Here is a 22,622-nt window from a genome sequence, read left to right as displayed (position 1 = left end):
TAATTTTAATATTAGCAATATAAAATCAAATTGCTTAAATCAGGTATCCACCAGTTAGGATGATGCCAACTAGCTTAAGGAAATTACAATACTTATGTCTCTACAAATTATTATCCTTGCTGCTGGGCAAGGTAAAAGGATGTATTCTACTAAACCCAAAGTGCTTCATACACTTGCCGGCCAACCCATGTTAAGACATGTGATTAATACAGCACAGCAATTAAAACCAGAAGCTATTTATGTAGTTTATGGGCATGGTGGCGAGCAGGTGAAACAAGAATTGAATGACTTAGAGGTCAGTTGGATTCTGCAAGAGGAACAATTAGGTACCGGACATGCAGTTAAGCAGGTATTACCTTACCTTTCGCTGACTTCCAATGTATTAATTCTTGCAGGGGATGTGCCTTTAATTCAAGCAGAAACGTTACAAAAATTAATTGTAAATACACAGTATAATTCTAATGTAGAACCTCGCACACTTGCTTTACTGGTAGCACAATTTCCCGATCCAACTGGTCTTGGCCGAATTATTCGCGATGACACAGGAGCTATACAAACTATTGTTGAAGAAAAAGATGCAACCACTGAACAAAAACAAGTTAAGGAAATTTATACAGGTGTGTGTTGCGCACAAGCTAAAGATTTAGCCCGTTGGTTGCCTCTACTTAATAATAATAATGCGCAACATGAGTATTACTTAACTCAGATTATTTCTTTGGCTGTTTCTGAAGGATATAACTTAACTTCCTTTATGGTAGAAGATATTTTAGAAGTTCAAGGCGTAAATACAAAACTGCAGTTACAACAGTTAGAGCGCGCTTTTCAAAGAAAGCAAGCTGAGCAATTATTATTAAAGGGTACTTTTATAGTTGATGCTAATCGCATTGATATTCGTGGTGAATTAATTTGTGGCAAGGATGTTTTTATCGATGTGAATTGTGTATTCATTGGCAAAGTTATTTTGCATAACGGTTGCTCTATTGGCCCTAATTGCGTACTTTCAAATGTGACTATAGACGAAGGTTCTGAAATTTATGCTAATAGTGTACTTGAAGACTGCGAGATTGGTAAGCAATGTCATATAGGCCCTTTTGCACGTTTACGTCCTGGCACTCAGTTAGGCCCTCGCTGTAAAATAGGTAATTTTGTTGAAGCTAAAAAAGCTATTTTTGCTGAAGGAAGTAAGGCAAACCATTTAAGTTATCTAGGTGATGTAACATTAGGTAAAGAGGTTAATGTAGGGGCTGGTACAATTACTTGTAATTATGACGGAGTAAATAAGCATCAGACTATCATTGAAGACGGCGCCTTTATTGGCTCAGATACTCAGTTAGTGGCTCCTGTAAAAGTAGGTGCTTATGCTACAGTTGGTGCAGGTAGCACTATTCGTAAAAATGTACCGCCTGGCGAGTTAACTATTTGCGAGAGTAAACAAAAGACAATTATTGGTTGGAAAAGGCCGGTTAAAAAGAAAGGTAATAGCTCAAGCGAGGTATCTTAACTCTTGGTGAAAAGTTGTAGTTAGGCTGTTACAAAGAAAGAATAGAAGCTTAGATTTATATTGCTAATACGTTAAGTTTTTCATTTAAAAAATTATATAAATAAATGATTAACGGTAAACTAATTAAAGTAACTATAAATTTATAAATCCAGCCACTTAAACTTAAATTAAAAATTTCTTCATAAGGATAGATGCCGGTAAGTAGAATAGAATAATTAATAGTACATAATAATGTATTTGCTAATATATTTGCAGCAAAGATACGTATGGCACGATGAGTGTCATACATAATTTTGAATTTTTTAAGTAAAAAAGCGTTAGAGCTAAAAGCAACTAAAATTGCCAAAGTAGTAGTCACAATATGTCTTGGCATAACAAAATAATAATAAGAATTGAGATTAAAGAAATCTGGAGAAGGTAATAAAATTGTAGACATAAATAACAAATCAAAAGCTAATGCTGCTAATACCATAACAACTATTAAATATAAATTAGCTCTATAACCAAATAATTCACCTACAAGGCTACTTATTAACATTATAAAGGGAAATAAAATCCCACTGGCAGCTAAAATTCCATACGCTCCAAAGGAGATTAAGCGGTATTCACAAACAAGACTAGTTAATAAAATAATAACAGCTAATCCCAGTAAATAATGATAATAAGGGTTAAAAAAATAGGCTATTTTACTTTTAAATTTATTATCGCGTGAAGATAAAAGATAGGCTAAATAACTAACTCCAATAAGAAGCAAAACACTGGCAGCAACTAGTAAAGAATCTAGATAAAGTAGGCTAAACTTTTTGGTGTAGGGTTCTGAGAAAAGCAATAGAAAATCAAGAGAAAAAAATGAAAATCCCCCCAGTAAGGCAAGTAACATGCATTTTCGTGGTAAGTTAAAAATTTCAGGATAGCGAGCAGAAAATAAAAGGTGAGGTAAGTAAAAACTAATACCAAAAGCAATCGTGGATGAGAAAAATTTTCTTGGAATCGCTTCAAAAACAATTTGGTAGGCAACAGTATTACGTATATTTTCTGTTGAAGGTAGATTTAATAAAAGATAAACGCCTACTGAAAATAAATAGAGTGCTAATAAAGATTGATTTAGTACTTGACGCTGTTGCTTTAAATTACAATTTTTTAAAACTAAGAGATATAACCCAGCTATAAAAGAACACAAGATACTGTTAGCTGTAAAATATAAATCATGTATGGCAATTACTTTAAATGAAACATTAATTAAAAGAATAAGACAAATTACCATTGCCAATGTAAGCAAGATATATCTACGATCGGAAAACGGTGTTGCAATAAAATTCATATTAGAGCCATTTACTAAAACTAAAATGAATAAAACCTTTAATAATTTCTAATATGGCAAGTTTTAATATGTAAATTTTACAATTAAGCACTTAATCCTTTATAGTAAATTTTTTAGAATGTTAGCATTAAGCCGTTACAACCGCTTAATGGGTCGGCACTATACCACTATCATTATTTAGTTGGCAAATTTATCTAAATTGTAAAATTAATTTGCATAGGACAAGCGTCTTTTACCTCTTGCCGATAGCCTGCGACTGGCTCTACGGAATTTAGCTAGTTAATTACAGCGCTAAATCTCCTTGATAAGTCGCAGAATGTCGATTTAGAAAAAAAGATCCTTAAGAGAAACTCACACTATCTATTGGATCTACTCTCTTTTGTTGATCTTGTTTTTCTTTTTTAGCGGAATCAAACAAACCTAAATTATGAGCTGATACTTTAGATGGCGAATTAAATTTAGTTTGAATCAGATTAACCGGTGGTTTTTTGGGGGTTGAGCGCTTTGTCGATGTAATAATAATATCTTTGGCACGGGTTGATCCAGAATTTTTATTAGGATTAATTATTTCTTTAGCGTCTATTTTAGTGTTATTACCTTCCTCTTCTTTGCTATTTTCTTCCTTTGGCGGTAGGGTTATTTCTTGTTTAGGTTCTGGTTGCCTTAATTGTAAAGTTAAAGGACTAGAGTCAAATTCTTTTAATGAATCTCTAACTTCTAGCGTTTCTAATTTTCTGCGCCAAGAACCTATATCAAGCATAAATTTTTGATTCCCAAGTTGTTTTAAAACTTCTCGAGAGACAGATTTAGGCATTCCAAAAATTAACCATAATAACTTAGCCGCTTTTTTGGGATCATAAGTTGCGACTTTAATTAAAAATAATTGGGCTGCTTTTTTAGGATCGTAAGTTGCTACTTCACTTATTTTTAAAAAGGGAGCGTTTAGATCCTCTAGTGCTGTTAACGCTAATATTGAACGTTCACGTAAATATTTCCAATAGGGTTGAATAACTGGATCAGAAATAAATGCTTCTGGACTATGTAACATACGCGGTAAAGCAATTGTTTCTATTTTTTGTATATAGGAGTACTGTTGTAGCTCTATCGCTGCATTATAAATTTTTTGCCAAGGAATATCGGCTGGTGGCCCTTTAAGTAACTTAGGAATTTGTTTTTTAAGGCCAGAGGCTACAATATCAAAAATAAGGCTGATTAAACTCTGGTAAGCGCCTACGGGATCAAATACTTTTCGTTGTGATTGATCGATTGGCCGTGGTAAGCGAGAGTGAGCAGCAACGCTAATCTGGGTCAATAGCATGGCTTGCGCTACAAAAGGTTGATAGTATTTAGAGGGTATATTTGTTAGTGATTCAATGCCCCAACTCAATAAAAGGGTAGCACCTAATTGATAGAGACCTAATGCTAATGAAAGCTCAGCATTTTCTTTTAAATATTCTACTTGATGGCGCTGACATAAATCAGGCAATACCATAGTTAAAGCATAACGCCCACGATGATAGACAGATAAAACGGCAACAACTTTATCGCCAAAAGGGATATAGCCTATTAAGGATAAGGCTGCTTCTGTAGCCCAAAAAGTGGTAAGATCACGAAAGTTACCTCTTACATAACGTAGCAAGTCGCATTTCTTTTCAATACAAATTTGCTTGGGAAGGTCAGAATTAACGGTATTTAAAGATTTAGATGCCTCAAAAGCTACTACAGCCATACGTACCGTAGCTTGTGTTTTTTTCCGAGTATTATAAACCCATAGTGCTGCTTGTAATAATCCTAATGAAGTTTGTAAGAGTGTAGTAGCACTTACCCACTCCGCATTTTTATCAATTAATTCATCTTCACTATATTTTTTTAAACTGTCAAAAGCATAATTGACAGCAACTAAAGGTGCTATGTCTTCGGCAAAAATACGGGCTATATGATAGGCAATTTGCCTGGTTTGGGTATGGGTGATTACAGAGGCAACTGTTTTTACCGCAGCTGGTGCAAGTTCAAACGATTTTAAGATGGTATTATAAGTGAAACTACTAACATTCGTTGCTGTTTCTGCAACTGTATTACTGTTCCATAAATCGCTACCCCATCCTTTTATCCTATTCCACCAACTATTATTACCTGGGGATTGAGTAATTGCTTGTGCGTTAACTGAATCCTCAGAATTATTCCACCACCAACGCATATGCTTCTCCCTGCTGAAGTCGGAAATTTCATTCTAGGGCCAAAGTAAATTAATTTCTAGACATTTTGATATTTAATTTAATGGAGTAATTCTTTTTTAGTAAACTTTACTTAACTTAAAGCTTTAGAGTGTTTTTTCGGGATATTCGCATAAATCACGTATGGTACAACCATGGCAATGAGGTTTACGGGCAACACAAACATAACGTCCATGTAAAAGCAACCAATGATGAGCATTCAGCACAAATTCTTCATCAACAACCTTTAGTAAATTTAATTCAACTTCTAGCGGGTTTTTACCAGGTGCAATACCCGTACGATTAGCAACACGAAAGATATGTGTATCAACTGCTATAACAGGCTGTTTAAAAGCGGTATTTAAAACGACATTAGCGGTCTTGCGGCCTACACCAGGCAGTGCTTCTAATTCTTCACGAGTAGTTGGGACTTCACCATGATGCTTTTCTAGTAGCATCTGACATGTCTTAATAACATTTCTTGCTTTACCGCGATATAAGTTAATTTTATTAATATAAGTTTGTAGTTTTTCTTCGCCTAATGAAAAAATAGCTTCTGGAGTATTGGCGATAGGAAATAATTTCTCAGTAGCTTTATTCACACTGATATCTGTTGCTTGGGCAGATAAAATGACCGCAATAAGCAGTTCAAACGACGAATTAAAACGTAATTCGGTAGTAGGGCTAGGGTTAGCTGCTTGAAAGCGTTTAAAGATTTCGCGGCGAGTTAAACTATCCATGATTTTTTTTAGTCTTTACACGATTAAGAGCTTGTAAAATATAATTTTTCTTTGCTTCTAATTCTTGGCTATTTTGCGTTTGTTTAGCTAATTGCTTTTTAGCCCGGTAGAGCTGCTGTTGCTCATGTTGCTCACGTAAATTTCTTATTTGTTTAGCTTGAAAGCGTTGCCTGGCTTGCTCACGATTATAAGTTGGTTTATCAATAATATGCATCTCAATACAATCTACTGGGCAGGGCTCAACACACAAACCACAGCCTGTACAAGCTGTTGCTAAGACTACATGCATAAGTTTTCCACTACCAATAATGGCATCCACAGGGCACGCTTGAATGCATTTAGTACAGCCTACACAATCTGCTTCACGTATTTTAGCAACGCTAGGTTTACGCATATTTGCTTGTGCTGTAGAAAGGTAAGGAGTAGCATCCATTTGTAATAACTTTGCTAATACTTTAACAGTTTCAACGCCACCTGGCGGACAGCGATCAATAGGGGTGCTTCCTTGTAACAAAGCTTCTGCGTAAGGTAGGCAGCCAGAAAAACCACACTCGCCACATTGCGTTTGTGGTAATAAGGCATCGATATCTTTTACTGAAATAGTCATTTTACTTTCATACCAGGTAAAGCGCCTGTATCAGGTTGTAATAAAAATATACCTTTTCCATCACCAGCTGCTAAAATCATTCCTTCAGATACGCCAAAACGCATAGTGCGTGGTGCTAAATTAGCAACAACAACGGTTAAGCGGCCGATAAGCTCATTAGGTTCATAAGCTGATTTTATACCAGCAAAAACTTGCTTTTGGCTATTTCCTAAATCGAGCTGTAAACGTAATAATTTATCAGCGCCTTCAACCGGTTCAGCAGCAATAATTTTAGCTACTCGTAAATCGATTTTACTAAAGTCGTCAATACTAATAGATTGTATTTCTGCAACTTGTTCCGCTTTAGGCTGACTAGTTTTAGTTAAATTAGCTTTTGTTTCTTCTAACACAGCATCTACCTTATCACGTTCAACGCGAACCATTAATGGTTTAAATAAATTAATAGTCTGATCTACTAATGGCTTATTAAGACAATCCCAGGTTAGGCTCCCACAGTTTAAGAAGGTTTCTACTTGATTAGCCATTAAAGGTAATACAGGCTTAAGATAGGTCATTAAAATACGAAATAAATTTAATCCCATAGTACAAATAGCCTGGACATCAGCTAATTGTTCTGGATTTTTGGCCAATACCCAAGGTTTATTTGTATCAATATACTGGTTAACTCGATCAGCACATTCCATGATTTGGCGAATGGCTCGCGCATAGTCTCTTTGAACATAGGCATCAATAATCCCTTCACGAAAGCTTAAAAGCTCTTGATACAATGTTGGTTCACTTAAGGCTGCTGCTAATTGATTATCAAAGCGCTTATTAATAAAACCTGCACAGCGGCTAGCAATATTCACCACTTTACCTACTAAGTCAGCATTAATTCGATTAATAAAGTCATCAAAATTTAAATCAAGGTCGTCTACTTTACCATTTAATTTAGCAGCAAAGTAATAACGTAGATATTCAGGATGAAGATGATTTAAGTAGGTTCTTGCTTCAATAAATGTGCCCCGGGATTTAGACATCTTCTGTCCATTAACAGTTAAAAAACCATGCGTAAAAATGGCTGTCGGAAGACGATGGTTACTTCCGGCAAGCATTGCAGGCCAGAAGAGGGCATGAAAGTAGACAATATCTTTACCTACAAAATGATAAAGCTCCGCTGTAGAGTTTTTTCCCCAAAATTCATCAAATGATAATTGATGAAGTTCACAGTATTTTTGAAAACTTGCCATATAGCCAATAGGGGCATCTAACCAAACATAGAAAAATTTATTAGTCGTACCTGGAATAGGGAAACCAAAATAAGGCGCGTCACGCGAAATATCCCACTGCTTTAAGCCTGCTGCAAACCACTCATCAAGTTTGTTACTTACCTCTGTTTGTAAATGGCCTTGGCGAGTCCATTCTTTTAATAATTTTTCATAACGTGGTAAATCAAAAAAATAATGTTCCGATTCTTTTTCAATCGGTTTTGCGCCTGAAATTGCGGAAACTGCATCGATTAAGTCCGTGGTTGCATAGGTAGCACCACAACTTTCGCAATTATCACCATATTGATCAAGCGTGCCACATTTAGGGCATGTTCCTTTGACATAACGATCAGGTAGGAACATTTCTTTAACTGGATCATAGGCTTGCCGAATAGTTTTTTTAACAATATCACCATTGGCTTGTAACTGCTGGTAAATCTGACTCGCTAGCGTCTGGTTTTCCTTAGAATGCGTTGTATGGTAATAGTCGTAATAAATAGCAAAGTTTTGAAAATCCTGCTCATGGCTTTGCTTCATTTGTCTAGTTAATTCTTCAGGACTTATACCAAGTTGTTCTGCTTTTAACATAATTGGCGTGCCATGGGCATCATCACCACAAACACTAATACAGGTATGGCCTAACATCTTATGCGTACGGACCCATACATCTGTCTGAATATGCTCAACTAAATGTCCTAGGTGAAGTGGGCCATTAGCATAAGGAAGTGCACTGGTTACCACTAATTTGCGAGTCATACTTAAAAACCCTGTCTTATAAAAGTGACAAATTATAATGTATTTATAAGTAAAATGCTTGTTCTAGGTAGTTTTAATAAGTAATTAATTCTAGTAAGCGGTTGAAGAAAATAGAAAGGAAAATGAAGAAAGTATATGTTGAGCTTAAGCTCAACATATACTGAGAGAATAACAGTAATTAATTATTTTATAACTAATTTAGATTCTTCTGTTTGTACTACATCTGTTTGTACTTCAGCAGGTTGATAAGTTGTATAACGATTCGTGCTTTGTCCTAAATCTTTTACTTCAGGAGTAGTTCTAGTAGGAGAAACTACTATAGAAGGAGCATCAGTTTTCGCAGTGCTACGATGTAAAGTATCTTCTTCATTCGCTGCTTTAGGAAGATCCTTTTCTACTTTTTTAGATGGGTGGCTATGAAGTTTGCTACCAAGACCTTTAAGTGGGTTGTTAAAACTAAAACCATTATTACCGAAACCATCGTTAACAATGTGTTCGTGCTTGAAGTTAGTAATGTGAGTTTTCTTAGTGCGGAATAAGTTATCAAAAAGATTAGATAGCTTAGTCACTGCATTAACGACAGCTGAAGCAGCAAAAACTGCAGCGGCAGCAATTCCAGCAGCTGCAAAAGAAGCAGCAACGACAGACATTGAAGCTAAACCTGCGAAAGGTGCAGCGCCGAAAAGAGTAATACCAGCAACGAAACCAAGTGCAGGTGGGAAGAATGCACAAGTTAAGCCTACTCCAAGTGCAGCTAAAAGAGCTAAGCTAACTGCAGAAGCAGTTTTCCAATTGTTTTGCACATCGCTTTTCTTAAATTTAAAATTAAATAATGCCATAATTTTTCTCCATATGTTTGAAAAAATCGTTGGCATCATAGCAAATAATTACTTTAAGTGAAACAAATATGTCCAATAAGTTGTTACAAAACTGTAAATTTATACCAACCAAGGTATTTTAATTAAAATTAATAAGCTTTTAGGTAACAAGCTAATTTTATTTAATTTTTGTTTAAAAATATTCCAATATGGAATATTTTAAATTTAATTGATCTTGTTTTTTTCATAAAAGTATTGCAAAACTGTAAACTAAAAAAGTGTGTAATTTTTTTGTAAAAAATAAGCTTTTTATTTTAACAATGTATAATATTTTGTGTTGTGCTTAAATTAAAATAGAGAGTAATTGCCAAAGTCTTGCACTTTATGGAAAAATCACGAATTAATGACTTAAGTGTAAATAGTAATGAAATGGTAATTGATCGAGCCGGCTATAGGCTTAATGTAGGAATTATTCTTGTTAATGATTCAGGTCGTGTTTTTTGGGGCAGGCGTAATGGCCATGATGCCTGGCAATTTCCGCAGGGCGGTTTAATTGCAGGTGAAACACCGCTTGAGGCAATGTATCGTGAACTACGCGAGGAAGTTGGCTTAGATAAAGAAGATATTGAAATTATAGGTGTTACTAAACGATGGCTAAAATACCGTCTACCTAAACAATATTTGCGGCATGGGAGTGAGCCTTTAGTTATTGGCCAAAAGCAAAAATGGTATTTACTCAAGCTAATTGCTTCTGAACAGAAGGTACGTCTTGATTTAAGTGATTCGCCAGAATTTGATAGTTGGCGTTGGATTGATTATCACGAACCGCAGGAGCAGGTGATTTTTTTTAAAAGACAAGTCTATGCTCAAGCCATGAAGGAATTAGAGCACTTGTTAAAAAAACGGCGTACCCCATTTGGTATACGTCGCAAGCGAGGTAATCATAGTTCATAAATGTTAAAAATTTTAAAACGTATTGTACAGGATGTTACGACCGCTAATCATTTATCTGAGGCTTTATCTATTCTCGTGCAGCGTTTGCATAAAGCCTTGGCGGCAGATGCTGTATCGGTATACCTAATTGATAATAAACATGCTGAGTATGTGTTAATTGCTACTGAAGGGCTAAATAAATATGCTGAATCACAAGTTCGAGTCGGTTTAGACAGTGGAATTATTGGATTAATTGGCCGACGAGAAGAACCTATTAATATTATTGATGCGCCTATGCATCCAGAGTTTCATAAAAACCCACTGCTGGGTGAGGAACACTTGAATGCTTTTTTAGGTGTTCCTATTATTCAGCATCGTAAGCTCTATGGGGTAATTACTGTACAACAGACAGAGCAACGTTATTTTGATGATGCAGAAGAAGCTTTCTTAATTACTCTAGCTGCCCAATTAGGCGGTATTATTGCTCATGCTGAGGCAACAGGTGAATTAGTTCAATTAACTCAACCTAAGCCTATAGGGGCAAAAAAAACTGAGTTGCCTGCACATATTGCTTTATCTGGTATTGGCTGTGTACCTGGGGTGGGTATTGGGCGTGCTGTTGTTATCTATGCGCCTGCTGATATCGATTCAGTACCTCGCCATACGGTTGAAGATATTGAAACGGAAATAGATATTTTTTTAAAAGCATTACAATCTGCCCGTGAAGATATGCAACGTTTAAGTAGACGTATTAAAGCGACCGTTGCAGAAGATGAACAAGCATTATTCGATGTTTATATTCGTATTTTAGATAAAGAAAGTTTGGGTGCTGAAGTTATAGCAGTTATTCAAGCAGAAAACTTAAGCGCTCAGGCAGCATTGTCAGTTGTTATTCGGAAACATGTTCAGCAATTTGAAAGTATGGAAGATGAATACTTACAAGAGCGTGCCAGTGATTTTCGAGACTTAGGTCGCCGTGTCCTTGCTGAATTACAACTTTCGCAACGAATAGAAATTACCTATCCGCGGCGAACCGTCTTAGTGGGTGAAGAAATTACAGCCTCTGTATTAGCTGAAGTACCAGAAGGTCAATTAGTTGGTATTGTTTCTGCTAAAGGCTCTAATAATTCACATGTGGCTATTTTGGCTCGTGCTTTAGGCGTGCCTACTATTATGGGTATACGTGGACTTAAGCTAGAAGCTTTATCTAATCGTGCAGTCATTGTAGATGGTTTCTTAGGCCATGTTTATGTTTCTCCTTCTCGTGCTCTATTGGCTGAATTTAAAAAATTAGCACAAGAAGAACTTAAATTAAATCAAAGTCTTGAAAATCTACGCGATAAACCGGCAGAAACACTGGATAATTACAAAGTCTCTTTGCAAGTTAATACAGGTCTTGCTATGGATGCTGGTTTATCAATGAGTGTTGGCGCTGAAGGGGTAGGACTTTATCGCTCTGAAGTGCCTTTTATGAGTCGAGATCGTTTTCCTTCCGAAGATGAGCAACATATTATTTATCGTCAGATATTAAAAGCTTTTGCACCACGTTTGGTAACTATGCGTACTTTAGATATCGGTGGCGATAAAATTTTGCCTTATTTTCCGGTAGAAGAAGATAATCCTTATTTAGGTTGGCGGGGTATAAGGGTGACACTTGATCATCCAGATGTATTTCTTATTCAGGTTAGAGCTATGATGCGTGCAAGTGAAGATTTAAATAATCTTCGTATCATGCTGCCTATGATTACCAGTTTAAGTGAAGTAGAAGAGGCCGCCTTACTAATCGAGCAAGCTTTTCAGGAACTCTTGGAAGAAGGTTGCCAAATCGAGAAACCTAAACTTGGTGTAATGATTGAGGTGCCTGCAGCGATTTACTTAACTCGTGACTTAGCTAAACGGGTTGATTTTATTTCAGTAGGTAGTAATGATTTAACCCAATATTTACTTGCTGTTGATAGAAATAATTCACGTGTAGCTAATTTATATGATTCATTTCATCCAGCTATGTTACGTTCATTAATAAAAATTATAGAGGGCGGCCATGCGGCTGGCATTGAAGTCAGTATTTGTGGTGAAATGGCCAGTGATCCCTTAGCAGTTGTCCTACTTGTTGCAATGGGCTTTGATACGTTAAGTATGAACTCTACCAGTCTGCCACGCGTCAAATGGGTTATTCGTAATATCTCTTTAGCTAAAGCAAGGAAAGTGCTTGCCGATGTATTGGAATTAGAGCACGCAGTTGAAATAAGGCTTTACTTACAAAAAGCCTTAGAAGACGAAGGCTTAGGCGGCCTAGTTAGAGCAGGTCGAATATAATGTCTATGCTTACTATTGTAGCTAATAGTACTTTATATGTCCTTACGGGTATCGTAGCAGGCCTAATGTCAGGTCTAATAGGTATTGGTGGAGGAATTATTGTTGTACCTGCTTTACTAATTATTTTTCAGTACTTTGTCAAAGTACCAGCAGATCTTGCTATTCATTTAGCTACGGGAACTTCTCTTGCAGCAATTTTGATAATCTCGCAAGCAGCAGTACGAGCTCATTGTCGACATGGTATCATTTTATGGAGTTTATTTAAGCGTTTGGCACCAGGAATTGCCATAGGCAGTTTTTTTGGTGTCTTGTTATCTACGTATTTATCAGTTAGTTGGCTAGAAAGCCTATTAGCTGTTTTTCTACTATTTATTGCAATAATGCTTATGCTTAATATTAAGTATAATTTTAGACTTCTCCACTCTAAATTGTCTCAACCACCTAGAGTATTATCAAGTTTAATTAGTTTTTTAATTGGCTTTTGCTCAGGTTTATTAGGAGTAGGGGGCGGCGTAATAATTGTGCCTTATTTGTCTTATTACAATCTAGAAATGCGACAAATCGCACCAGTTTCAGCTTTATGTGTTACGACTGCAGCGATTACCGGTACTTTAATGTTTATTATAATGGGCTTTCATGAGGCTGGGTTGCCAGCTTATACTACGGGTTATATTTATTGGCCAGCTGTCATAAGTATTGCTATTCCTAGTATTTTGGGTGCTTTTTGGGGGGCAAGGCTTACTTATCTACTTTCTCAAAGGCAATTGGAGTATATTTTTATTATTATTTTGTTAATAACGAGTATCGAGTTAATATTATAACGTTATAATCAAATGTATTATTGCAGTTTGACTACCTTATTAAGTTTAATATTTACTAGCTAATTGGGTTAAATGCTTTGAATAATCTGAGGGAAAATCATGCTAACTTATCCTGCTATTGACCCTGTGGCATTCTCTATTGGGCCGCTTAAAGTACATTGGTATGGCTTGATGTATTTATTTGGTATTACAGCTGCTTGGTGTTTAGCCCAATGGCGGGTTAAGCATTATAAATTAAATTGGACAACAGAACAAATTAGTGATCTCATTTTTTATGCTGCTTTAGGTGTAATTCTAGGTGGTCGGCTAGGTTATATGCTGTTTTATAATACGCAGCAGTTTATTAATAATCCTCTGATATTCTTTAAATTATGGGAAGGCGGTATGGCTTTTCATGGTGGATTATTAGGAGTAGCTATAGCACTGATTTTGTATTCGAGGAAAATAAAAAAACCTTTTTTAGAAATTGGTGATTTTGTTGCACCTTTAGTACCTTTAGGTCTTGCTGCTGGTAGGTTAGGAAATTTTATTAATGGTGAATTATGGGGGCGAGTAACGGATGTCCCATGGGCTATGATATTTCCGCATTCAGATGGATTGCCACGCCACCCCTCTCAATTATATGAATTTGGTTTAGAAGGTATTGCTTTATTTATTTTAGTTTGGTGGTATGCAGCAAAGCCGCGTCCGGTTGGTTGTGTATCTGCGGTCTTTTTAATTGGTTATGCTTGCAGTCGCTTAATTATTGAGTTTTTTCGTGAGCCAGATGCGCAACTTGGTTTTGTTGCTTTTAACTGGCTAACGATGGGGCAGTTATTATCAATACCTATGCTTGCTGCAGGTTTTTGTTTATGGTGGGTTAAACGATGCAAACCTATTTAGCATTATTAGAACATATTTTACAAACGGGCGTTGAAAAATCAGATCGTACTGGTACAGGAACCTTATCAGTATTTGGCTATCAGATGCGCTTTAATCTAGCAGCAGGCTTTCCCTTAGTTACAACAAAAAAATTGCATATACGTAGCATTATTCATGAATTATTATGGTTTTTACAAGGTGATACAAATATTGCTTATTTAAATGACCATGGCGTTACTATTTGGAATGAATGGGCTGACGAGAAAGGTAATTTAGGCCCTGTATATGGGCGGCAATGGCGCTCTTGGCCTACACCAGATGGTCGTAGTATTGATCAATTAACAGAAGTTGTAGAGCAGATTAAAAATAACCCTGATTCTCGACGTCTTATTGTCAGTGCCTGGAATGTAGGTGAGTTGGATAAAATGGCTTTAATGCCTTGCCATGCCTTATTTCAATTTTATGTTGCTCAGGGAAAATTATCTTGTCAGTTATATCAACGCTCAGCAGATGTTTTTTTAGGTGTGCCTTTTAATATTGCCTCTTATTCATTATTAACCTATATGATTGCACAACAGTGTAATCTTGCTTTAGGTGATTTTATTTGGACTGGCGGTGACTGCCATTTATATAATAATCATATAGAGCAAGCTCGCATCCAGCTAACAAGAAAGCCTTTTCCGCTACCGGAACTAGTTATCCATCGCTGCCCAAAGTCTCTTTTTGATTATCAGTTTGAAGATTTTAGTTTTATTAACTATCAAGCGCATCCCACTATTAAAGCGCCTATAGCTGTATAAATTCTTTTAGCTTTACATTAAGGAAAGCTTTAATAGGCGGTATACCATTTGGCGCCCAATCTTTTTATAATTAGCTTCCTAAGTTTAAAAAGCTTAGGAAATAAACTTTCCAGTCAATTTTAGGCAATTTGTATATATTTTATTTTTATGTTTTAATATTGTTCGTGTTGACTTATTTGAATTTATTATGGCTAAAAAAATAGTTTTCCTTATGACTTTTCTAGCAGCTTTGTTTGTATCGATTGGTTATGCGAGCAAGCTTAGTCACTACTTAAACAAAATGGAAGCACAAGATCGAGCTAAGCAGCAGCAAGAATGGCAACAAGATATGAATTTTAATGATTTTTCTTTTCGTTTGGACAAACGTTATCGAGATGAACGCGGCCAATATTGTCGCGATTATATCTTTAGAGCACGTAGCAATCCTTATCGACATGGATTTTATACCGTTTGTGAAGAACGATAATAAGCAGAACAAATATTAAAGTAATAAATATCAGGCAAGGCGTTAATTTAAGTTTTAATGTAGATTGTGGCCAAAGCCTAATGGCGCTGCCTTAAGGCTTTCTCCCAATCTGCACTCAAATCTGACTTTTCACCAAGATTTATAACTTGTGACTAAGATACAGGCTTGTCCGAGGGATTCAGGAATCTCGGCTGAGGATTAGAGACCTGGATCCCGTGGACAAGCCACGGGACGTAGGCTAGAGTTTTAAGGCAGCGCCATTAGTCCAAGGCCCAACCTATATAAAAATTCTCTTAAATTGATGCCATAATGTGATTTATTACATATTGCGATTAATTTTCCAGAAGATTATAGTCTTAGAACTTAAATTAGACTTAATTTAAGTTAGCTTCTTTAACTTGGTATTTTAATAGCAAGTAGCCTGGGTGAAACGACGTGAAACCCGGGTTTCGGCCCGCAGGCCTACACCCAGGCTACAGCTGCTTTTTGATACTCTACGTCCCTCGGCTTGTCCGAGGGATCCAGGAATCTCGGCTGAGGATTAGAGATCTGGATCTCGTGGACAAGCCACGGGACGTAGGCTAGAGTTTTAAGGCAGCGCCATTAGTCCAAGGCGCAACCTACATAAAATTCTCTTAAGTTGATGTCATAATGTGATTTATTACATATTGCAATTAATTTTCCAGAAGATTATAGCTTTGGAAATTAAATTAGACTTAATTTAAGTTAGCTTCTCTAACTTGGTATTTTAATAGCTAGAGGTTCTGCTTTAGTTTTATCTTTTACAAGGGAATAGCCTGTTCTACCATTAGCAATATAAATTAAAGACCAACTACTTATCATAGAGCCGTCACCAAATACACAAATATCTGTTTGGCCCAGCGCATTACTAAATCCACCATTAGGTACTAAAAATACAATACTTGCTCCACCAATATTCTTACAAAAATTAAGAGATGGATTATCATAATTTCCTTTAAATAGAGGCGAGTTAGAAGGAATAGGTGGTAATTTCTTAATTAAAGTTGCTGCTATATTAAGCTCAGGAGATGCAAAGGTCTCTAAACCTACAGCGATAAAGCCTCCATCTATTTTAAATGTACAAAAATCCTTCTTAAACCCCTCTGTTAAACCAGTTTTAGTACTAAATTGCGCTGGCATTTGTTCAACCTGCCCTCCCGCTTGATAGCAGTAATCTTCAAATGCTTGTTTATTAGGGTCATCAGCATAACTTAAATTTACAAAAAGCAAGCTTAGTAAAATTAGTCTTTTGTGCATTTAAATATCCTTAAATTGAGTATATAAAACTTCTATAGCGGTTACTATTTTAAGTTATTTTCGATTAAGTAAGCGTTGTAAGCGCTCAATTTCATTTAGTAAATCTAATGCTAAACCAGCGCCAGCCAAATTAACACCTAAATCTCTGTTAAGTCGTAGAACCATATTAATACGGCGAAAGGCCTCATTATCAAATTGCCATTCATTTTGATTGTTTTTATTAGCTGCAATAATTCCTTCATCAATTATTTCAAGAATAGTTGTCTGTGAGACACCAAAAGAATAAGTAATTTCTTGTAGAGATAAATAGAATTGCTCTTCACATTCAGACGCTTGAGTGTCATTATGATTTTTAGTCATTACTTACTCCTAAGTTTTGTCGCGGGTTAAATGGTGTGGCTGCAGCAATTTGTTCATAGAGTTTATTAACTTCAGGATTTTCGATAGTAGAAATAACAATTTTTAAACTAATAAATTGATCACCTGAAGGAGTACCAGGCAAACCTCGCCCTTTAAGACGCATTTGTTTTCCAGTTTGGGTTAATTTAGGAATTTTAAGCTTTACCAGGCCACCTAATGTTGGCACTTGCACGCTAGCACCCAGCGTTGCCTCCCAAGGAGTTATAGGTAGTTCTAGATGAATATCTTTTTTTTCTAATTTAAACCACGGATGAGGAGCAATATTAATTTCAATATATAAGTCTCCCTTACGTTGCTTTTTACCTTCATTTCCTTGCCCTTTTAAGCGAATTTGCTGCTTATCGGTAACCCCTTTAGGAATTTTAACTTTAATTGAGCGTGTTTCATATTCAGGCCAGCCCTGTTGCGTCATTACAGGCTTTTGTAATTGTAGTGTTTTTTCAGCGCCATGAAAGCTGTCTTCAAGGCTGATAGTAAGTTTGGCATGAATATCTAAAGATTCTGCGAAATAATCTTCTTGTTCATATTGCCGTTGATGACGTTGTCTAAAAATATTACTAAGAAAATCCTCAAAATCTGCGGCTCCTGCTTGATCAAAAGATTCATGAAATTGATAATCAGTTTGCGGTCCTGGTCCTTGGCTGCTATATGTTTTGCCAGTATTAGGATTTTGCCAATATTGACCATACTGATCATATTTGGCCCGTTTTTCCGGATCTTTTAATACTTCGTAAGCCTCACCTAGTTCCTTAAATTTACTCTCAGCATCAGGCTCTTTACTAACATCAGGATGATATTTACGTGCTAATTTACGGTAAGCTCGTTTGATATCTTCTTGGCTGACATTTTTATCTAGCCCCATAATTTTATAGTAATCTTTATATTCCATTATTATTCTTCACGATTTATTAAGCTATTTATAATATTTATCTATTTATTTGTTAAATTTTATTTTTTAATTAGGATAGGTGGTAACTGTTGACTATGCCTATCACAAAACATTAGAACACCACCTATAACACCTGCTGGCATACTAATTATATTTAAGATAGGTACAAAACTAATTAAATTAATTAAAAAGCCAAAACCTAGAGATTCTTCTTTATTATGTGCCATTAATTGACGCATGGTTCTAAAGTCAACTAAATTATTGTCCATAGCATAATCTTGATATTGCATACTTAAAACCCAAGAGTTAAAAGCAAACCATAAAAAAGGAAAGAAGGGATGAATAAAGGGGATAAAAAATAAGCAGCACATACCAAAAAAGCGCGGTAAAAAGTAACTAATAAACTGTAATTGGCGTTTTATGGTGCGAATGGTAATTTCAGCAAATGTTAACTCTGGAATCATTTGATTACGTAATAAATATTGAGCGCGTTCCGCTAATAGGCCATTAAAAGGCGCTGCTATTAAGTTAAATACAATGGTAAAAGTCGTTAGAAAAAAAAGAAAAAAACTTAAAATAAAAAAAATCATAATGACACTATTTAAAAAGCTTAACCAAGTAGGAAGCTGATTAATATAGTAATGAGAGAGCGGGAAAAAATAGTGATATAGTAAATAAAAAAGGCCAACAAAAACAAAGAGATTAAAAATAATAGGCAAAACAACAAAACGTTTTAAACCTCGTGTCGGTAAATGGGTCATACCAAGTAGAAGGTAACTCATTCCTGTAGTAAATTTAATCATTAATAAAATAATTGGTTTTGTAACCCGTTAGGCCAGTATAACCTGCCCTTATCGCGGATTAAATAGACTTTTTCAAGCGCTGCTATAATCATCACTAATTTAACGCTACTAAAAAGAGAGCTACTCTTTATTTAATAGAGCAGCTCAGAATGTAAATTAATGAAAATGAGGTTTCATAACTACTTTAATACATCCATCTTCTTTATCACGGAATTTTTCATAAGCAGTTGGTGCTTCATCAAGAGTGATACGATGTGAAATAACATTAGATGGATCAATTTTACCATCCATAACTTTTGATAATAATAATGGAAGGTAATGCTGAACATGAGTTTGGCCCATTCTAAAAGTTAACCCTTTATTCATCGCAGCACCAAAAGGAATATTGTCAGCAAAACCCACATAAACGCCTGGAATAGAGATAGTTCCGCCTTTGCGGCAACTCATAATCGCCTCTCTTATACAACGTGGCCTATCGGACGTTAAATTTAAACTTTGTTTTGCTTTATCAATAATTGCATCAAATTTTGGCCCAGCGTGGGCTTCGGTTCCTACAGCATCTATACAAGCATCTGGCCCTAAACCGTTAGTCATTGTCATTAATTCATCATAAACGTCTGTTTCTTCAAAATTAATTGTTTCTGCTTTACCCCAGGTTTGTGCTAATTTTAAACGCTCTGGCACACAATCAATAGCTATAACCCGACCTGCACCAAGCATCCAGGCACTATGGATAGCAAATTGGCCTACAGGTCCGCAGCCCCATATAGCAACAGTATCGCCTGGTTGGATATTGCAATTTTCAGCCGCCATATAGCCTGTAGGAAAAATATCGGATAAAAACAACACTTGCTCATCACTATAACCGTTAGGAATCACAATAGGTCCTACATCAGAGTAAGGAACTCTAGCATATTCTGCCTGCCCACCAGCAAATCCTCCTAACATATGTGAATAACCAAATAAACCAGCTGGTGAATGGCCCATTCTTAATCTAGCAATCTCTGCATTAGGATTTGAATTTTCACATAAAGAAAATAACTCTTTTTTACAAAAAAAACAGTCGCCACAAGAAATAGTAAAAGGGACAACCACACGATCTCCAACTTTTAATTTCTTATTACCTGATCCTACTTCAACTACTTCTCCCATAAATTCATGCCCTAAGACATCACCAGATTCCATAGTGGGGACTAAGCCATCATAAAGATGTAAGTCAGAACCACAGATAGCTGTTGCTGTGATACGAATAATGGCATCGCGATCATGAAGTATTTTAGGATCATCAACCGTATCTACTCTAACATCATGTTTTCCATGCCAACAAAGTGCTTTCATAGTCAATTCCTTTTAAAAGTTTTTACTCGGTAGAGGCAATTTTTTAATAGATTTTCTGCCCTGCCCTAAATCCATAGAAAGGCATCACCTAATTAGTATAGTCTAGAAGTTATAGTGGTAAAAAAAGAACACAGTATTTAAAAGGTTTAAAGTTATGACTTAATTTATAAATTAAGAGGTTAGCTTGTTAATTTTAAATAAAAATACAATTGCTTTGTAGAAAGCAATTGTATTTAAATAAATTTATAGTTTAACCCGGATTACGTGACCAGTAACGAAGCTTGCGGCAAGCTTTAATAAATTTGGCTGTAGCATTTTCATCTATCAAACTGAAAAAACCATCATCTAAATGATTAATCGAACCCACTTGGGTTAAAAGAGGCTGTAAATGTTTTGTATACCCTATAAATTTACAGTGTAGATAAGCATCATTAATAAATTCATGTACTTTTGGTAAATTAAATAGCGCTGTCTTACCCTCAGCGATTAAAAGTACTACTGCATCATACAGTACAGAAGGGCCACCACCAATTTTTTCATTAACTTTAACCTTAGTGCCATCGCTTAGTGTCACACCTGAAATATGGGGCGCAATAACAAAAGGCAAAGCACCCTCTGCTGTAAGCTCTTGAATAAGCTTATTATAGAGTTTAGCATTAGCACCATCGGACAATAAAATACCTAAGGTTCGACCAGCAAAACTATTCATAGGATTTTTTAAAATACTTAATTTATCAGAGGCTTGTAAATTTTGTAAAGTTGGTTTAGCAGCAGGCGCAGGCTTTGGCAGCTGCTCAATCCCCAAACCTTTTGCCACGTTATTAGCTAGCTCTTGATCTATATTTAATAAGTGAGAGACCATACGCAGGCGAATATCTGCGGTTTCAACTTTACTTAATTCAAACACTAGCGCATCGCTTAAATGCTTTTGTTCAATGACCGTTTGGCTTAGGTAAAATTGTCGTGCTTGGCTGTAATGGTCAGCAAATTTTTCTGACCTTACTCTTAATTTAGGCCCTTCTTCATGCGCTGGATAACTACTAAATCCAGCTTGTCGATTTTCTCGTGGGCCTACTCCCCATGAATTAGGATTGTAATTTACTCGACCTTTAGGATTAATAAATGCCATATGGCCATCTTGCTGGAAATGGGCAAACGGGCACTTAGGAGCGTTAATAGGTAAATGAGTAAAGTTAGGGCTACCTAGGCGTTTTAACTGAGTATCTAAATAAGAAAAGTTACGCCCCTGTAAGAGAGGATCGTTAGTGAAATCAATACCAGGAACAATATTTTGCGTACAAAAAGCTACTTGCTCAGTTTCTGCAAAAAAATTATCAACGCAACGATTTAAGACTAAGCGCCCTACAATTTTAATTGGAATCTCTTCTTCTGGAATAACTTTTGTTGCATCTAGCACATCAAATGGAAAACGCTCACAAAAGGATTCATCAAACAGCTGTATACCTAGCTCCCATTCAGGAAAATTACCAGTTTGTATAGCGTTCCATAAGTCGCGTCGATGATAGTCAGGATCAGCACCATTAATTTTAACAGCTTCATCCCAAATAACGGATTGCATACCAAGCTTAGGCTTCCAATGAAATTTTACAAACGTAGATTTACCTTCCTGATTAACTAAGCGAAAGGTATGAACTCCAAAACCTTCCATAAACCGAAATGAGCGCGGAATGGTACGATCAGACATAATCCACATTACCATATGCATGGATTCAGGTGTCAGTGAAATAAAATCCCAAAAGTTGTCATGCGCTGTTTGGGCTTGTGGAAAACCGCGATCAGGCTCGTCTTTGGCTGCATGTATTATATCTGGAAATTTAATGGCATCTTGAATAAAGAAAACGGGAATATTATTGCCAACAATGTCCCAATTACCTTCTTGAGTATAAAATTTAACAGCAAATCCTCGCACATCTCGAGCTAAATCAGGCGAACCTTTATTACCAGCGACGGTAGAAAATCGGACAAATACAGGCGTTTTCTCCCCTTTTTTTTGAAACAGATGAGCACAAGTCAGATTGCTTAGCGATTCATAAGTTTCAAAGTAACCATGTGCTCCAAAGCCACGCGCATGAACAACACGCTCAGGAATACGCTCGTGATCAAAATGAAATATTTTATCTCGCAAAATAAAATCTTCTAATAAAGTTGGCCCCCGCGCTCCAACTTTCAAAGAATTATGATCATCTGCAACGGGTGTACCTTGTTGCGTGGTTAAAGTTTCGGTATTAGCGTCTGCTACTTGATGTAAATCACCACCCTCAGCTCGGTAAAGCTTTTGATCGCTAATTTCTATTTCTTTTAAGTTCACGCCAGTTAAATCAACATCCTTTTTGTTATTATCCATTTAATTATTCCTAATCTGTAATTGTAATTAGTTAATAGAGTATAGAGTTAAGAAGTCATGTTAGCTTAAATTAACCTTTATAAAAAATAAAAAACATCTTTAATTTTGCCGATTTTCTGCTTTAACCTC

19 protein-coding genes are annotated in these 22,622 nt (G+C 36.0%); 7 read left to right on the top strand and 12 right to left on the bottom strand.

The features are described 5' to 3' along the window. The first annotated feature begins 94 nt into the window (after nucleotides 1-94). Nucleotides 95-1,501: a bifunctional UDP-N-acetylglucosamine diphosphorylase/glucosamine-1-phosphate N-acetyltransferase GlmU gene (gene glmU / locus ACNVED_RS14555; RefSeq protein ID WP_419419702.1), complete on the top strand. Its 1,407-nt coding sequence runs from the start codon at nucleotides 95-97 to the stop codon at nucleotides 1,499-1,501. 55 nt (nucleotides 1,502-1,556) lie between these two features. On the opposite strand, the gene ACNVED_RS14550 is transcribed toward glmU, so the two are convergent. The 6 genes from ACNVED_RS14550 to ACNVED_RS14525 all read right to left on the bottom strand — a co-directional run bounded on the left by ACNVED_RS14550 (nucleotide 1,557) and on the right by ACNVED_RS14525 (nucleotide 9,224). Continuing rightward, nucleotides 1,557-2,822: a VUT family protein gene (locus ACNVED_RS14550; RefSeq protein ID WP_419419701.1), complete on the bottom strand. Its 1,266-nt coding sequence runs from the start codon at nucleotides 2,820-2,822 to the stop codon at nucleotides 1,557-1,559. 340 nt (nucleotides 2,823-3,162) lie between these two features. After that, nucleotides 3,163-5,019: a hypothetical protein gene (locus ACNVED_RS14545; RefSeq protein ID WP_419419700.1), complete on the bottom strand. Its 1,857-nt coding sequence runs from the start codon at nucleotides 5,017-5,019 to the stop codon at nucleotides 3,163-3,165. 123 nt (nucleotides 5,020-5,142) lie between these two features. Continuing rightward, nucleotides 5,143-5,775 carry an endonuclease III gene (gene nth / locus ACNVED_RS14540; protein ID WP_419419699.1) on the bottom strand — a complete coding sequence of 211 codons (633 nt, stop codon included), beginning with the start codon at nucleotides 5,773-5,775 and terminating at the stop codon, nucleotides 5,143-5,145. Further along, a complete protein-coding gene (locus ACNVED_RS14535) occupies nucleotides 5,768-6,382 on the bottom strand; it encodes an RnfABCDGE type electron transport complex subunit B (protein ID WP_419419698.1) in 615 nt (204 codons plus the stop codon). The genes nth and ACNVED_RS14535 overlap by 8 nt, the downstream gene beginning before the upstream one ends. Continuing rightward, nucleotides 6,379-8,385 (bottom strand): methionine--tRNA ligase, encoded by a 2,007-nt coding sequence (metG, locus tag ACNVED_RS14530; protein WP_419419697.1) that lies wholly within the window; start codon nucleotides 8,383-8,385, stop codon nucleotides 6,379-6,381. The genes ACNVED_RS14535 and metG overlap by 4 nt, the downstream gene beginning before the upstream one ends. Nucleotides 8,386-8,567: 182 nt before the next feature. Further along, nucleotides 8,568-9,224: a hypothetical protein gene (locus tag ACNVED_RS14525; RefSeq protein ID WP_419419696.1), complete on the bottom strand. Its 657-nt coding sequence runs from the start codon at nucleotides 9,222-9,224 to the stop codon at nucleotides 8,568-8,570. Between the two features lie 408 nt (nucleotides 9,225-9,632). On the opposite strand from ACNVED_RS14525, the gene ACNVED_RS14520 reads away from it, so the two are divergent. From ACNVED_RS14520 to ACNVED_RS14495, 6 genes are all read left to right on the top strand, one after another. Beyond that, nucleotides 9,633-10,157, top strand: coding sequence for an RNA pyrophosphohydrolase (locus tag ACNVED_RS14520; RefSeq protein ID WP_419421213.1), 525 nt, complete (start codon nucleotides 9,633-9,635; stop codon nucleotides 10,155-10,157). Further along, a complete protein-coding gene (gene ptsP, locus ACNVED_RS14515) occupies nucleotides 10,158-12,452 on the top strand; it encodes a phosphoenolpyruvate--protein phosphotransferase (RefSeq protein ID WP_419419695.1) in 2,295 nt (764 codons plus the stop codon). Continuing rightward, a complete protein-coding gene (locus ACNVED_RS14510; protein ID WP_419419694.1) occupies nucleotides 12,452-13,273 on the top strand; it encodes a sulfite exporter TauE/SafE family protein in 822 nt (273 codons plus the stop codon). Before ptsP ends, ACNVED_RS14510 begins: the two co-directional genes overlap by 1 nt. 99 nt (nucleotides 13,274-13,372) lie before the next feature. Continuing rightward, on the top strand, nucleotides 13,373-14,155 hold the full coding sequence (gene lgt, locus ACNVED_RS14505; RefSeq protein ID WP_419419693.1) for a prolipoprotein diacylglyceryl transferase: 783 nt from the start codon (nucleotides 13,373-13,375) through the stop codon (nucleotides 14,153-14,155). Further along, nucleotides 14,140-14,934: a thymidylate synthase gene (gene thyA, locus ACNVED_RS14500; protein ID WP_419419692.1), complete on the top strand. Its 795-nt coding sequence runs from the start codon at nucleotides 14,140-14,142 to the stop codon at nucleotides 14,932-14,934. Before lgt ends, thyA begins: the two co-directional genes overlap by 16 nt. Before the next feature lie 187 nt (nucleotides 14,935-15,121). Next, complete coding sequence (locus ACNVED_RS14495; RefSeq protein ID WP_419419691.1) at nucleotides 15,122-15,400, top strand: hypothetical protein; 279 nt, start codon at nucleotides 15,122-15,124, stop codon at nucleotides 15,398-15,400. Between the two features lie 735 nt (nucleotides 15,401-16,135). Here ACNVED_RS14495 and ACNVED_RS14490 read toward each other — a convergent pair. The 6 genes from ACNVED_RS14490 to ACNVED_RS14465 form a co-directional block, all read right to left on the bottom strand. Then, nucleotides 16,136-16,678, bottom strand: coding sequence for a hypothetical protein (locus tag ACNVED_RS14490; protein ID WP_419419690.1), 543 nt, complete (start codon nucleotides 16,676-16,678; stop codon nucleotides 16,136-16,138). Nucleotides 16,679-16,732: 54 nt separating this feature from the next. Then, nucleotides 16,733-17,038 (bottom strand): chaperone modulator CbpM, encoded by a 306-nt coding sequence (locus ACNVED_RS14485; RefSeq protein ID WP_419419689.1) that lies wholly within the window; start codon nucleotides 17,036-17,038, stop codon nucleotides 16,733-16,735. After that, nucleotides 17,031-17,987 (bottom strand): DnaJ C-terminal domain-containing protein, encoded by a 957-nt coding sequence (locus ACNVED_RS14480; protein WP_419419688.1) that lies wholly within the window; start codon nucleotides 17,985-17,987, stop codon nucleotides 17,031-17,033. The genes ACNVED_RS14485 and ACNVED_RS14480 overlap by 8 nt, the downstream gene beginning before the upstream one ends. 59 nt (nucleotides 17,988-18,046) lie before the next feature. Next, nucleotides 18,047-18,790 (bottom strand): sulfate transporter CysZ, encoded by a 744-nt coding sequence (cysZ, locus tag ACNVED_RS14475; protein WP_419419687.1) that lies wholly within the window; start codon nucleotides 18,788-18,790, stop codon nucleotides 18,047-18,049. A 156-nt stretch (nucleotides 18,791-18,946) separates the two neighbouring features. Then, nucleotides 18,947-20,128, bottom strand: coding sequence for a zinc-dependent alcohol dehydrogenase (locus tag ACNVED_RS14470; RefSeq protein ID WP_419419686.1), 1,182 nt, complete (start codon nucleotides 20,126-20,128; stop codon nucleotides 18,947-18,949). 250 nt (nucleotides 20,129-20,378) lie between these two features. Next, entirely contained in the window at nucleotides 20,379-22,493 is a 2,115-nt protein-coding gene (locus ACNVED_RS14465; RefSeq protein WP_419419685.1) for a catalase, read from the bottom strand. Nucleotides 22,494-22,622 lie beyond the last annotated feature (129 nt).

Source organism: Legionella sp. D16C41 (genome assembly GCF_048541585.1).
In the GTDB taxonomy this organism is placed as follows: domain Bacteria; phylum Pseudomonadota; class Gammaproteobacteria; order Legionellales; family Legionellaceae; genus Legionella_C.
This window is presented reverse-complemented; position numbering and strand designations above follow the sequence as displayed.

Bases quoted from the DNA above. Each gene is read 5' to 3' on its own strand.
- ACNVED_RS14480 (WP_419419688.1), bottom strand. From the start codon at position 17,987: ATGGAATATAAAGATTACTATAAAATTATGGGGCTAGATAAAAATGTC.
- ACNVED_RS14535 (WP_419419698.1), bottom strand. From the start codon at position 6,382: ATGACTATTTCAGTAAAAGATATCGATGCCTTATTACCACAAACGCAA.
- ACNVED_RS14485 (WP_419419689.1), bottom strand. From the start codon at position 17,038: ATGACTAAAAATCATAATGACACTCAAGCGTCTGAATGTGAAGAGCAA.
- ptsP (WP_419419695.1), top strand. From the start codon at position 10,158: ATGTTAAAAATTTTAAAACGTATTGTACAGGATGTTACGACCGCTAAT.
- lgt (WP_419419693.1), top strand. From the start codon at position 13,373: ATGCTAACTTATCCTGCTATTGACCCTGTGGCATTCTCTATTGGGCCG.
- ACNVED_RS14510 (WP_419419694.1), top strand. From the start codon at position 12,452: ATGTCTATGCTTACTATTGTAGCTAATAGTACTTTATATGTCCTTACG.
- ACNVED_RS14495 (WP_419419691.1), top strand. From the start codon at position 15,122: ATGGCTAAAAAAATAGTTTTCCTTATGACTTTTCTAGCAGCTTTGTTT.
- ACNVED_RS14545 (WP_419419700.1), bottom strand. From the start codon at position 5,019: ATGCGTTGGTGGTGGAATAATTCTGAGGATTCAGTTAACGCACAAGCA.
- metG (WP_419419697.1), bottom strand. From the start codon at position 8,385: ATGACTCGCAAATTAGTGGTAACCAGTGCACTTCCTTATGCTAATGGC.
- ACNVED_RS14490 (WP_419419690.1), bottom strand. From the start codon at position 16,678: ATGCACAAAAGACTAATTTTACTAAGCTTGCTTTTTGTAAATTTAAGT.
- glmU (WP_419419702.1), top strand. From the start codon at position 95: ATGTCTCTACAAATTATTATCCTTGCTGCTGGGCAAGGTAAAAGGATG.
- ACNVED_RS14520 (WP_419421213.1), top strand. From the start codon at position 9,633: ATGGTAATTGATCGAGCCGGCTATAGGCTTAATGTAGGAATTATTCTT.
- nth (WP_419419699.1), bottom strand. From the start codon at position 5,775: ATGGATAGTTTAACTCGCCGCGAAATCTTTAAACGCTTTCAAGCAGCT.
- ACNVED_RS14525 (WP_419419696.1), bottom strand. From the start codon at position 9,224: ATGGCATTATTTAATTTTAAATTTAAGAAAAGCGATGTGCAAAACAAT.
- cysZ (WP_419419687.1), bottom strand. From the start codon at position 18,790: ATGATTAAATTTACTACAGGAATGAGTTACCTTCTACTTGGTATGACC.
- thyA (WP_419419692.1), top strand. From the start codon at position 14,140: ATGCAAACCTATTTAGCATTATTAGAACATATTTTACAAACGGGCGTT.
- ACNVED_RS14470 (WP_419419686.1), bottom strand. From the start codon at position 20,128: ATGAAAGCACTTTGTTGGCATGGAAAACATGATGTTAGAGTAGATACG.
- ACNVED_RS14550 (WP_419419701.1), bottom strand. From the start codon at position 2,822: ATGAATTTTATTGCAACACCGTTTTCCGATCGTAGATATATCTTGCTT.
- ACNVED_RS14465 (WP_419419685.1), bottom strand. From the start codon at position 22,493: ATGGATAATAACAAAAAGGATGTTGATTTAACTGGCGTGAACTTAAAA.